This window comes from Cohaesibacter marisflavi, from assembly GCF_900115225.1.
Classification (GTDB): Bacteria; Pseudomonadota; Alphaproteobacteria; order Rhizobiales; family Cohaesibacteraceae; genus Cohaesibacter; species Cohaesibacter marisflavi.
The window spans coordinates 137,863-151,038 of record NZ_FOVR01000008.1 but is presented as its reverse complement, the minus strand read 5'-3'; the positions used below and the strand labels follow the sequence as shown (position 1 = coordinate 151,038).

General features: G+C 53.3%; 10 protein-coding genes. 7 read left to right on the top strand and 3 right to left on the bottom strand.

All coding sequences use genetic code 11. From position 1 onward, the window contains the following. Positions 1 to 305: 305 nt before the first annotated feature. The gene (locus tag BM258_RS15225) at positions 306 to 845 is read left to right on the top strand and encodes a single-stranded DNA-binding protein (protein WP_090073711.1); all 540 of its coding nucleotides are present in this window, start codon (positions 306 to 308) and stop codon (positions 843 to 845) included. A 119-nt stretch (positions 846 to 964) separates the two neighbouring features. On the opposite strand, the gene BM258_RS15220 is transcribed toward BM258_RS15225, so the two are convergent. Continuing rightward, entirely contained in the window at positions 965 to 1,912 is a 948-nt protein-coding gene (locus BM258_RS15220) for a cation diffusion facilitator family transporter (RefSeq protein ID WP_090073710.1), read from the bottom strand. A 171-nt stretch (positions 1,913 to 2,083) separates the two neighbouring features. Between BM258_RS15220 and BM258_RS15215 the strand changes: the two genes are divergently transcribed. The 3 genes from BM258_RS15215 to BM258_RS15205 all read left to right on the top strand — a co-directional run bounded on the left by BM258_RS15215 (position 2,084) and on the right by BM258_RS15205 (position 7,647). Next, positions 2,084 to 3,097, top strand: coding sequence for an efflux RND transporter periplasmic adaptor subunit (locus BM258_RS15215; protein ID WP_090073708.1), 1,014 nt, complete (start codon positions 2,084 to 2,086; stop codon positions 3,095 to 3,097). A gap of 18 nt (positions 3,098 to 3,115) precedes the next feature. Then, positions 3,116 to 6,322, top strand: coding sequence for an efflux RND transporter permease subunit (locus BM258_RS15210; RefSeq protein ID WP_090073706.1), 3,207 nt, complete (start codon positions 3,116 to 3,118; stop codon positions 6,320 to 6,322). A gap of 272 nt (positions 6,323 to 6,594) precedes the next feature. Then, a complete protein-coding gene (locus BM258_RS15205) occupies positions 6,595 to 7,647 on the top strand; it encodes a hypothetical protein (protein ID WP_139229290.1) in 1,053 nt (350 codons plus the stop codon). Between the two features lie 95 nt (positions 7,648 to 7,742). On the opposite strand, the gene BM258_RS15200 is transcribed toward BM258_RS15205, so the two are convergent. Continuing rightward, entirely contained in the window at positions 7,743 to 8,375 is a 633-nt protein-coding gene (locus BM258_RS15200) for a MarC family protein (RefSeq protein WP_090073703.1), read from the bottom strand. A gap of 291 nt (positions 8,376 to 8,666) precedes the next feature. Between BM258_RS15200 and gyrA the strand changes: the two genes are divergently transcribed. Continuing rightward, positions 8,667 to 11,393, top strand: coding sequence for a DNA gyrase subunit A (gene gyrA, locus BM258_RS15195; RefSeq protein ID WP_090073701.1), 2,727 nt, complete (start codon positions 8,667 to 8,669; stop codon positions 11,391 to 11,393). 207 nt (positions 11,394 to 11,600) lie between these two features. Here the strand turns inward: gyrA and BM258_RS15190 are convergent, their stop codons facing one another. After that, on the bottom strand, positions 11,601 to 11,864 hold the full coding sequence (locus BM258_RS15190) for a hypothetical protein (protein WP_090073700.1): 264 nt from the start codon (positions 11,862 to 11,864) through the stop codon (positions 11,601 to 11,603). Between the two features lie 179 nt (positions 11,865 to 12,043). On the opposite strand from BM258_RS15190, the gene coaD reads away from it, so the two are divergent. After that, positions 12,044 to 12,544, top strand: coding sequence for a pantetheine-phosphate adenylyltransferase (gene coaD, locus BM258_RS15185; protein ID WP_090073699.1), 501 nt, complete (start codon positions 12,044 to 12,046; stop codon positions 12,542 to 12,544). A 53-nt stretch (positions 12,545 to 12,597) separates the two neighbouring features. Beyond that, the gene (locus BM258_RS15180; protein ID WP_090073815.1) at positions 12,598 to 13,104 is read left to right on the top strand and encodes a peptidylprolyl isomerase; all 507 of its coding nucleotides are present in this window, start codon (positions 12,598 to 12,600) and stop codon (positions 13,102 to 13,104) included. Positions 13,105 to 13,176: the final 72 nt, after the last annotated feature.

Genomic DNA, 13,176 nt, shown 5'->3' with positions numbered 1-13,176 from the left:
TCACAGCTCCCTTGGCAACGGGTCACATTTTTCTCCCGATGCAATATCGGTTTATAAAAATCAAGGCAATGGCCAATTTTGATTGCTTCCAATCATGGTCATGTTAGGCGCAGGGCTTTTATTTGTACCTGATTTGTTCTATGTTGTGAACCTATTCATTGCAACACGACTATGCAAATTACGCATGAACCAAAGGATGGGGATTGCGCCAAAGCCCATATGGAAGTCAGCAGCGAAGCCGCATATGCTGTGCCAAAACCCTGATCGGATCATCAGGACACAGCAAAGAAACAAAGGACAAAGCAATGGCCGGTAGCGTAAACAAAGTCATTCTGGTTGGCAATCTGGGAGCAGATCCCGATATTCGCAGAACTCAGGATGGCCGCCCGATCTGCAACCTGTCTGTCGCCACTTCCGAAAGCTGGAAAGATCGCAACTCTGGCGAACGGCGCGAACGGACCGAATGGCACCGCGTGGTCATTTTCAATGAGGGCCTGTGTCGGATCGCCGAGCAGTATCTCAGAAAAGGCTCAAAGGTCTATCTGGAAGGCCAGCTGCAGACGCGCAAGTGGCAGGACCAGAGCGGACAGGATCGATATTCCACAGAAGTCGTCTTACAAGGCTTTAATGGCAACCTCACCATGCTGGATAACCGCGGCGAAGGCGGTGGCGGTGGCGGATTTGGCGGCGGCCAGTCCGGTGGCGGCGATTTCGGCGGCCCTGGTGGCGGTGGTTATGGTGGCGGAAACCCGGGCGGCTTCGGCGGCGGCGGGCAGGGCCCTTCAGGGGGTGGCCAGCCTTCTGGTGGCTTCCGCGACGAAATGGACGACGATATTCCGTTTTGATGCGTATCCCATCACAGATAAAGAATCAAAAACCCGGCTCAATGCCGGGTTTTTCCTTTAAAGATCTATTTTTTAGCCAGTCGTTACAACGCATATCGGTTCAAAGGATCTCGAGTAACTCAATGAGATGAAGTCAGCTGTGCTTCGACCGATTTGTGGTCTACATAAGACTGCGCTTCAATATAGACGCGATGGACCTGCGGCACACGCTCACGAATGTGACGCTCAAGATCTGCAATCACTGTCTCCAACTGCCCCACAATCATGTCATCGCGAAAATCAAGACTAAGCGCGAGCAGAATTTCGTTCGGCCCACGATGCATGGTGCGCAATTCATTGACCGTGGTCACGGCCGGATGCGCATTGACGATTGCAGCGATCTCGGCCTCGCTCTCGGTGGAAGCAGCTTCCCCAATCAACAGGCTCTTGGTTTCATAGGCCAGCAATATCGCGGTCATGCCAAGAATAAGGCCGATAACAATAGAGGCCGCCCCATCCATCCAGGGAAGCTCAAGATAATGGGAAAGGCCAATACCTACAGCTGCAACGATGAGGCCGAGCATGGCCGCACTATCTTCAAACAGCACAGTGAAGACTGTTGGGTCTTTGGAGTCGGCAACCGCCTGAAAATAACTCCGCTTGCCCTTCGTATTGCGGAATTCGCGCAAGGCCACAAACCAGGCCCACCCTTCAAAGCAGAAGGCTACTCCCAATACGACAAAGTTGATCGTCGGGTCTCCGATCGGTTCGGGATGCAGCACTTTTTCAATGCCCTCATACAGAGACAAACCGGCACCGACAGCAAAAATAAGCAGAGCCACAACGAACGCCCAGAAATACAATTCAGCCCCATAGCCGAAAGGATGCTTGATGTCGGCAGGTCTCCCCGAGCGTCTTATACCATAGAGTAACAATCCCTGATTACCGGTATCGACAAGGCTATGAATGCCTTCCGACAGCATCGCGGATGATCCTGTAATTGTAGCTGCGACGAATTTCGTAATTGAAATCAACGTATTGCCAGCCAATGCTGCATAAATGACTTTCTTTGAACCGTGAGATGCCACGTTATTTTCTCCCAACGACGGTATCTATAAGCAAATTGTCGCTCAATCTTCTACCGGATAGACCTGAGTATGAAAATAGATAAAAACTGGAGATGAGGCTTTGACAATGTAATTGTTTTCTTATATTCGTAATTACTAATATACGTAATTTGACAGCAGGAGAGAGTTTCCATGCGCAAGGCACTCCAAAAACGAGGCACTTTTCTTTCAGCCTGTTTGTTCGCTCTGACCGTTGCAGGCTATGCGACCACCGCAAACAGCTTCACAGTCCAGCAAACATCCATTGAAGACAAAAAGGCGGTTTTTGCCACCGTGCAGAGCACTGATTCCCTCTCGGCCCGCGTGCGGACATCTGGCACCGTGGAGGAACTGAACGTCACTGAGGGCAGCTATGTCGAGGCTGGAGAAACCATCGCCATGGTGCGAGACCCCAAGCTGAGCCTTCAGATCGAAGCCCTTGATGCCCAGATCAATGCGGCGCAGCGACAAGTATCCAACCTCAAGACCGAACTTGATAGGGCCCAGCAACTATTCGAACGCGGCTCGACCACGAAAGCGCGGCTTGATTCTGCAAACACACAGTTTGATGTCGCCCAGAGCAATCTCGAAGCTGCCAAAGCACAAAAAGCAGTCGTTGTTCGCCAGATGGAGGAGGGGGCCGTTTTGGCGCCTCAGGCCGGGCGTGTGCTCGAAGTGCCCATCACGGTTGGTGCCGTGGTGATGACCGGCGAATCCATCGCCACCATTGCCAAAGACAACTATATCCTGCGCATGGCTCTGCCAGAGCGCCACGCCCAATTCCTCAAGAAGGGCGATCCGATCGAGCTGGCCGGTCGTGGCATGGAGTGCGATCCGTCCTGTCTGCAAACCGGCGAGATCGTAAAGGTTTATCCGGAGATCTCGGATGGGCGGGTTCTTGCCGATGCCAGCGTTGAAGGCTTGGGCGACTATTTTGTTGGCGAACGCATTCAGGTCCGCGTCGGAGCGGGCAGCCGCCAGGCTTATCTCGTGCCACAAGATCTGGTCTTCACCCGTTCAGGCATCGATTTTGTGCGTGCCAAGGGCATAGACGGCCAACCGACTGAAATCGCGGTGCAGGTGGGCCAACCCTACAATGAGAATGGCAAGAACATGATTGAAATTCTGACCGGCGTTGCTGTCGGCGACGAACTCATTCAGCCATAAAGGGACGAAAGTCATAAAATGAGTAAGAAATCCCATGCTCTTGGCATTTCGGGCAACCTGGCCAAGAATTTTATCACGTCGCCCCTGACGCCCTTGATGCTGATTACGGCTTTCGCGCTTGGCCTCATCGCCCTAATGATGTTGCCTCGCGAGGAAGAGCCGCAAATTTCAGTGCCGATGGTGGATATTCAGGTCTCTGCGAATGGCCTCAAGGCAGAAGATGCTGTCAAGCTTATCACGGAACCGCTGGAAACCATCATCAAGAGCATCAATGGCATCGATCATGTCTATTCCAACACCTATGACGACCGCGTCATCGTAACGGCCCGTTTTCTTGTGGGAACGGATTCTGATGCCGCCGTTCTCAGGGTGCATGACAAGATCCGCGCCAATCTGGACCGGATGCCCGTGGGCATATCCGAACCCCTAATCGTTGGACGCGGCATCGATGATGTCGCCATCACGGTGCTCACTCTGTCTCCCGAGCCATCGGTAGCTGACAAATGGAACGACACCGCTCTTTATGACATAGCGGACGAGCTGCGCGTAGAATTGGCCAAGCTCGACAATATTGGCCTGACCTATATCGTCGGCGGCCAGACCAACCAGATCCGCGTGGAACCGGACCCGGAAAAACTGGCCCTCTACGGCGTCACCTTGCAACAGCTGGTTGGCAAGATACAGGCAGCGAACAAATCCTTCACGGCCAGTTCCGTGCGTGAAGCGGGCAAAACAGTGCCTGTTGCCGTTGGTCAGACCCTTGATGGTATGCCTGATATCGGCCTTTTGCTCCTCACCACGCTTGATGGACGCCCGGTCTACGTCAAGGATGTGGCGACCATCGTGGTTGGAGGCAGTCAGGATGACCACCGCGTCTGGAACCTGACGCCAAAAGAAGGGGGCGGCTTCAACAGATTGCCCGCTGTTGAGCTGGCCATTGCCAAGCGCAAGGGTGCCAACGCCGTTGTCATCGCGCATTCCATTCTGGATCGCGTCGAACAGCTCAAAGGGGAAATCATCCCTCAGGGCATTCAGGTGGACGTAACACGAGACTATGGTGAAACGGCCAACGAAAAGGCCAACGAACTGCTCTATCATCTGGGGCTGGCGACCGTATCCATCGTTATTCTTGTGGGGCTCGCCATTGGCGTTCGCGAAGGCATCGTTGTGTTGATCGTCATCCCGACGACCATCCTGTTGACACTCGCTGCGGCCTATCTGATGGGCTACACGATCAACCGCGTATCCCTGTTTGCGTTGATCTTCGCCATCGGCATCCTCGTGGATGATGCCATCGTGATGATCGAAAACATCTCGCGACACTGGGCCATGAAGGATGATCGCTCCAAGATTCAGGCAGCCATCGAAGGCGTAGCCGAGGTGGGCAACCCGACTGTTATTGCCACGCTGACTGTTGTGGCTGCGCTTCTGCCAATGATGTTCGTATCCGGCATGATGGGCCCCTATATGAGCCCGATTCCGGCCGTCGCCTCTGCCGCAATGGTGCTGTCCTTCTTCGTTGCTGTCATGCTGACCCCATGGCTGATGAATCTCATCGGCAAACCGGGCCATAGCGAAGCTGAGGACGGCGGCGTGTTGGGGCGCGTCTATCGCTCCTTTGCCAGACCCGTACTCCACGGTCGCAGCCACGCCTGGGCCTTCCTGCTGATCGTCGGCTTTGCCACCATCGGATCGACCATGCTGATCTATACCAAGCATGTGACCGTGAAGCTCTTGCCCTTTGACAACAAGTCGGAAATGCAGCTCATTGCTGATCTGCCCGAAGGCTCTTCCATGGAAGATACCGACCGGCTTCTGCTGGCGGCTGCCCACAAACTGGAGGGCGTTGAGGAAATCAAGTCCATCCAGTCCCACGCGGGCACAGCGGCTCCGTTTGGCTTCAATGGCCTCGTGCGGCACTATTTCTTCCGCTCAAGTCCGGAAATGGGCGATCTGCAAATCAACCTGTCCGGCAAGGCGGATAGAAGCCGCACGAGCCATGAAATCGCCCTTGAAGTGCGTGACCTGATCAAGGATCTGCCAGCCCCTGAAGGCACCGTGCTGAAGGTGGTGGAAGTACCACCAGGTCCGCCGGTTCTCTCGACGCTTCTTGCCGAGATCTATGGCCCCGATCCGGAAACCCGTCGTGCCGTGGCAACCGAAGTACGCAAGCTGTTTGAGGAAGTTCCGTTCATTGTCGATGTCGACGATAGCTTCGGCACACCGACGACACGGGCACGCCTACGCATCGATCAGGATAATCTGGAATATCACAATGTTTCACAAGGCGATGTCTACAACACCATCTCCTATTATCTGAACGGTCAGGTGGTTGGCTATTCCCATAAGGGCGGCGGACGTCGACCGGTTGAGATCGCCGTGAAACCGGACAAATCCGACCTCACTATTTCCGAACGGCTCCTGACCATTCCGGTGCCGCAGAACTCCATTCCCGACGAACGCGGCGTGGTGGAACTTGGCGACGTGATCCGCATTGATCGCGAGCAGGCAAGCTTCCCGATCTATCGCCACAATGGACGGCCCAACGAGATGGTTCAGGCTGACCTTGCCGGAGACTTTGAGGCGCCCATTTACGGCATGCTGGCCGTACAGGACAAAATCGATTCCCATGACTGGGGTGATCTACCAAAGCCAAAGATCATTCTACACGGGCAACCTGAGGATGATTCCGAGGTCGCTCTTTTGTGGGACGGCGAATGGGAAGTCACGTGGGTCACCTTCCGTGACATGGGGGCAGCCTTTGGCATCGCCATCCTTGCCATCTATGCCCTTGTTGTTGCACAGTTCCACTCCTTCCGCGTGCCGCTGGTGGTCTTGACGCCAATCCCGCTGACACTCATCGGCATCATGATCGGTCACTGGATCTTCCATGCGCCATTCTCGGCCACCTCGATGATCGGCTTCATTGCGCTTGCTGGTATCATCGTCAGGAACTCGATCCTGCTGGTCGATTTCGTTGGCCATGAAAAGGGGTCTGGCCGGCCGCTCGAGGAAGTCCTGCTGGAAGCGGGCTCCATCCGCTTCAAACCCATCATGCTCACGGCGCTTGCCGCCATGATTGGTGCAGTGGTCATTCTCGCAGACCCGATCTTCCAGGGCCTCGCCATTTCGCTTCTGTTCGGCTTGGCGTCCTCCACCCTGCTGACAGTGCTGGTGATCCCGGCCATCTATATCGCCCTCAAAGGGACTGACCGGCCGGTCTAGCGAGAAGGAAGAGCACACAAACAAAAGAAAAGCCCGGCACAGTGTGTTGGGCTTTTTATTGAGGCATTTTATACTGACGAACAAGTTTCAGCTATGCTGACGAAGCTGACTTTTGCTCAAGAGCGCAACTATTCGAAACTTGTTATCTAAACTCATAGTTACACAGAACATTCTGGCAATGGAGTATAGCGTTACCAAAAGCCTTTTATTGATCCTGTCTAGAGTGTAATTATCCAACTATGCTACTTACATTGTTTAAAGGATCGATTGTTGTGACGAATGAGAAAAATGTGCCTCCAATCTGGGAAACTTTCTGCGCGGCTATTGGTACAGAGTTTCGTGAAGCCAAGGAGATACGCGGAGCGAGTGGCATTTCACATCCAGTTGAAGCTATCGGGGTCGATGATAGTAGCAAACGGGTAGTTTTGGTTTCTGCCGAATACAATCCTCGAATAGCTGCACTAATGCGAGTTGATGTACAAGCAACAATGACCGATGTGAAAGTTCTTGTAGCTAGGCCACTCGCTCTCGACCTTGCCCATACAGCCCGAAATATGTTTTTCACGGACTCAGGCTCCATCGATATTCAAAAAATCATGCCGCTCACGATGCTTCCTCAGTTAGGTGACAAAGCGAGTGATTTTTTGAAGGAGACTTACGGGGCACCTGCTACTGCTGCACTAAATTCGATTGCCAAAAGCAATCTTCCAGTGAAATCTCATGTACTCACCTTCATGGAACAAATCACATCAATTGATTGGAAGGAGATGGCGCGATCTACAAATAGCGAGGACTTGCCTCAGCTCCTTGTTGACGCTCTGACAAAATTTTCAAAAATAGATAATTTGGCAGCAGATAGACAGCAAGGAATTTGTCCTTTACCAACTTACGAATTATCAGACGATGATTGGGATTTATTCAGCGACATAAAGAAAATTGACAAGGTTAAAGAACGACTTTGCGAGTTGAATATCTTCCAATACTTTTTTCCACCAGCTGATAGCTTGGCATTGGGTCTTATCGATATGGGGTATAGTACAGAAGCTCAAATCGAGGCTAATATGAAAACGGCTACTGAGCATGGCCACCGGATCACCGGAAACGAACTACTTTCTGAAGTAGATCAACTCCCAGAGATTGTGGAACAATTGAAGGACTGTGGTTACGTAGTTGAAGGCGAGTTCGCCAACGAGCTTACAGAAGAGGGGAAAACATTTCGACGATCTGTTAGTTTTCGACCTAGCGAGAGCCTATTTCACAAACTCGCTCGACTTTTCTCCGTGAAAGTTAATCTCAATATTAGAGACCTTTTTGATCGAAATTAGGGTTAACAAAGTAGTCACGGAGAACTGAGTGTGCTTGATTTGATTGATCGACATGCAATTTCAGAACAATGCCCGCAATGCCCCCCTCCAGACCTTCACCCAACAGCGATGATCGCCTTGATGCCATCGGCGATGAATTGCACCGAAAGCGCGGCGAGAAGAACGCCGAGCAGGCGGGTCAGGATGTTCCGTCCGCTTTCGCCCATCATCTTCTCCACCCAGCCCGCAATGACGAAGGTCAACAGCACCAGCAAAAGCACAAAAATGACGATCGCGAAGATCGCCCCGCGGCTGATCCAGTCAGAGGATTGAGAGCCCAAAAGCAGCACGGCGGAGATAGCGCCGGGCCCGGCGATGAGCGGGATCGCCAATGGGAAAACAGCAATGTCATGCATCTCATCATCTGAGAGCGCTTGCTCGGCAGACTGCGATTTCCGCTTTTCGCGCTTTTCAAACACCATTTCGAAGGCGATGGCAAACAACAGAAGACCACCGGCGATTCGGAAGGCTGGCAGCGAAATACCCAGCACCTGCAGTATGACATGGCCAATCAGCGCGAAAATCAATAAAATACCGGCAGCCACGATGACCGCTCGCGTCCCGATTTTAATGCGTGCCTGTTTGGACGCACCACTGGTTACAGCAAGAAAGATCGGCGCAAGGCCAATCGGATCAATGGTAACGAAAAGGGTGACAAATGCATTGAGCATGACGTCAATTGGCGGCATTCAGGGCGCCTTTCTGCGAAAAACAGGGTTGGACAATGAGCGATAAAGCAATGCAATATCAAATGTGAACCCCATCATTGACCATGCGTGCAGCATATTCAACATCCATCCTGTGATTGTTGCGCCATTTTGCGCACAGGAAGCGAGCAAAACTTTGCTGCGCGAGGCTAAATCAGCTATACAGGGATACCTTTTGACAGGGATAGAGATTCTCCTTTGACAGATACACAAGATACACTCTCGGGCGACGGTCCCGGTACCGATATCAAGCCCGTATCCATAACGGATGAAATGAAGCGCAGTTATCTCGATTATGCGATGAGCGTGATCGTGTCTCGTGCGCTGCCCGATGTTCGCGACGGCCTCAAGCCGGTGCATCGCCGTATTCTTTATTCGATGCATGAAAATGGCTACGAGTGGAATAAGGCGTACCGCAAGTCTGCGCGTGTTGTCGGTGACGTCATGGGTAAATATCACCCTCATGGTGATAGTGCCATTTATGATGCATTGGTGCGCATGACGCAGGACTTCTCCCTGCGCGTTCCGCTTGTCGAGGGCCAGGGTAACTTCGGCTCGGTCGATGGCGACAGTGCTGCTGCCATGCGTTATACCGAATGTCGCCTTGAAAAGGTCGCCTCCACGCTGTTGGACGATCTGGACAAGGACACCGTCGATTTCGTCGATAACTATGACGGCTCCGAAAGCGAACCGGCTGTTCTGCCTGCCAAATTCCCGGACCTGCTGGTCAACGGGGCAGGGGGTATCGCCGTCGGCATGGCAACCAACATTCCGCCGCACAATCTGGGCGAAGTGATTGACGCGTCCGTTGCTCTTATCGACAATCCGAGCCTCAGCCCCGAAGAGCTGATGGAAATCGTCCCGGGTCCGGACTTCCCGACCGGCGGCATCATTCTTGGCCGTGCCGGCATTCGCAGCGCATATGCAACGGGCCGCGGCTCGGTCATGATGCGAAGCAAGGTCGATGTGGAAGAGATCCGCAAGGACCGCATGGCGCTGATCGTTCACGAGATTCCCTATCAGGTAAACAAGGCGACGATGATCGAGAAGATCGCTGAAGCCGTGCGCGACAAGCGCATCGAAGGCATCTCCGATATTCGCGACGAATCTGACCGTCAGGGCATGCGCGTTGTTATTGAATTGAAACGCGACGCGGTCCCCGATGTCGTTCTCAATCAGCTCTACCGCTTCAGCCAGCTGCAAACCTCTTTCGGCTGCAACATGGTTGCGCTGAATGGTGGCAAACCAGAGCTGATGAACCTGCGTGATATTCTGGTCGCCTTCAACGCCTTCCGCGAAGAAGTTGTCAGCCGCCGGACCAAGTTCCTGCTCAACAAGGCCCGTGATCGGGCTCATGTGCTGGTTGGCTTGGCCATCGCTGTTGCCAACATTGATGAAGTCATCCGCACCATCCGTCAGGCACCGGATCCGGCAACGGCCCGGGCCCAGTTGATGGAACGCCGCTGGCCTGCGGAAGATGTTGCGCCCCTGATCACGCTGATCGACGATCCGCGACACACGATTCATGAAGATGGCACCTATAACCTCTCTGAAGAGCAGGCACGCGCCATTCTCGATCTGCGCCTGCAGCGCCTGACAGCTCTGGGGCGTGATGAGGTTGGCGATGAACTGAATGCGCTGGGTGAGAAGATCTCGGACTATCTTGACATCCTGCGCTCACGTGAACGCATTTTCACCATCGTTAAAGATGAAATGCTCGCGCTCAAGGAAGAGTTCGCCACCCCGCGTAAAACGGAAATTGTCGAGGGCGGCGCAGACTTTGACGACGAAGATCTGATCCAGCGCGAAGACATGGTCGTTACCTTCTCGCACTCCGGCTACATCAAGCGCGTTCCGCTTTCCACCTACCGCGCACAGCGTCGTGGTGGCAAGGGGCGCTCGGGCATGGCCACCAAGGACGAAGATTTCGTCACGCGGCTGTTTGTGGGCAATACCCACACGCCGGTGCTGTTCTTCTCCTCGCGCGGCATTGCCTACAAGATGAAGGTCTGGCGCCTGCCACTCTCTGCCCCTCAAGGCAAGGGCAAGGCCCTGATCAACCTGTTGCCACTGCAACAAGGCGAAATCATCACGTCGATCCTTCCTCTGCCGGAAGATGAAGAGAGCTGGGATACGCTCGACCTGATGTTCGCCACCGTTTCCGGCTCCGTGCGTCGTAACAAGCTGTCGGACTTCAAACAGGTCAACCGCAACGGTAAGATCGCCATGAAGTTTGAAGACGGGTCTGAAGACGGCATCGTCGGCGTTGAAACCTGCAGCGCGACCGATGATGTTCTTCTGACCACAGCCAAGGGCCAATGCATCCGCTTCCCGGTTGAAGATGTGCGAGTTTTCCAGTCTCGCGGGTCCACCGGCGTGCGCGGCATCCGTCTTGAAGAAGACGACAAGGTCATCTCCATGTCGATCCTTCATCACTTCGATGCAACGCCTGAAGAAAGAAACGAGTATCTACGTCAGGCAAATGCCGCCCGTCGCGCCGTCAATGGCGAGGATGGGGCAGAAGTCGCCGCAGATGCACCAACCACCGCATTGCCGGTTGAACGCTACGCTGAAATGGGAGCGGCAGAACAGTTTGTTCTAACCCTTTCGGAAAATGGCTACGGCAAGCGCTCTTCCTGCTATGAATATCGCACCTCGGGTCGTGGCGGCAAAGGCATCGTCGCCATGGCAGTCAACGAGCGCAACGGACGTCTGGTCGCCAGCTTCCCGGCTGAAGAAACCGACCAGATCATGCTTGTCACCAATGGTGGCCAGCTCATTCGTTGTCCGATTGATGGTATCCGCATCGCAGGTCGCTCCACTCAGGGTGTCACGGTCTTCAAGACCCGTGAAAACGAGAGTGTGGTTTCGGTAGAGCGTATTCCTGAGGACGAAAAAGAGGAAACCGACGAGACGGGTGTTGATCCGACAGGTGAAGCACCATCCGGCGAAACGCCTTCTGACGATACGCCTTCGGATGATACGCCAGAACAGGAATAAGCGCTTCGGCGGCATTCAATATGATCACGAAAGAAAAGGGCTCTCATGGAGCCCTTTTTATTTGCCCAAAACGGCAGAGATAAAGAAGCCGCAAAAAATAAGCAAGTGATCCGTCAAGATCACTTGCTTATTCTACCAGGTCAGAAATCTCGGTGGTGTCGCCATGGACCATCGTCCAAGCCACCGGGGTAGGGTATTCTATGGAATTTAGAGGCTCACCGGCTCACAGGTTTGCGCTCCTTTTCGCGCAATGCACTGGCCAGACTGGACATCATTCCAAAGAGACAGACTTGAGAGTTCAAAATCGGAACCATAACCTTCAGAGAGGGCGGCATGCCCGCTTGCTGCAATAAAGGTCAGCCCCATGAAGCAAACAAGAAGGCCAGTTGCTACGATTAACTTGGTTCTTTTAAGAGCAGTCATTTTATCAGTCCCGAATACAGGATCCTCATTCTGTCTTTTCGTGTCCATTTTAGAGCTCCTCAGATGAAAGGGCACTGAGCGAGCCGTTCATCTTTCATTCACCTTCGTTAACATCCTTCATTTATAAGACGCGCGAAGGTGCAGAATGGTTCAATTTTTTTTTCTTCCTTGTTTGTTAGACCATTTCTGTCTTGTGCTTGAAGAGCGGTGAGTCTAGGACTTTCTTCATGACAGACAAAATCGCCATATACCCGGGATCCTTCGATCCGATCACCTTGGGGCACCTCGATATCGTTGAGCGCGCGTGCCATATCGTGGACAAGCTCGTGCTCGCCATTGGTGTGCATCACGGCAAGAAACCATTCTTCTCCAAGGATGAACGCTTTGCCCTGATCAACCAAGTGGTTGCGCCCATCGCGCGGGATACGAACACCGTGCTTGAAGTGGTGGCTTTTGATGACCTTGTCATCGACGTTGCCAAACGCGTTGACGCCACCATTCTGATCCGCGGACTGCGCGACGGCACAGACTTCGATTACGAAATGCAAATGACGGGTATGAATGAAACACTGGCGCCAGAAATTCATACGATCTATTTGCCTTCGAGCGGAGCAGTCCGCCACATTGCCGCCAGCCTTGTAAGGCAGGTAGCAACCTTGGGCGGAGACATATCTCCGTTTGTGCCTGATGCAGTTCAGGCCGCATTCCAACAGAAGCTCACTAGCTGACAGGAAATTTCATGGCTCTCATTCATCGCACATTGGCATGCATCGCTCTCGTTATGGCGCTTGCGCTGACTGCTCCCCTGACCGCACAGGCTCAGGACAAGGAGAACACGCTCTATCTGGACACCAAATATGGCCGGGTGGTCATCAAGCTGCTTCCCGATATTGCCCCAAACCATGTCAAACGCATCAAGACCCTGACAAGAGAAGGCTTTTATGATGGCCTCAAATTCCATCGGGTCATTGATGGCTTTATGGCCCAAACGGGCGACCCTCTTGGGACTGGCGCAGGCGGATCTGATCTTCCTGATCTGAAAGCCGAGTTCAGCAACCACGCCTTCAAGCGCGGCACCATTGGCATGGCCCGCACCAACAACCCCAATAGCGCCAACAGCCAGTTTTTTATCACTTTCGGCAATGCACCATGGCTCAATCGCCAATATACCGTGTGGGGTGAGGTCACCTCCGGCATGGAATATATTGACCAGATCAACAAGGGCGAACCGCCGCGCAATCCTGACGTCATCGTTAAGATGCAAGTCGCTGCAGACGCAGCCGAATAACTCCATTAAAACAAACTTTAACAGGATGAAGCCACCTGTGGCTTGAATTCAAGGACCCTTTCGAACCAATAA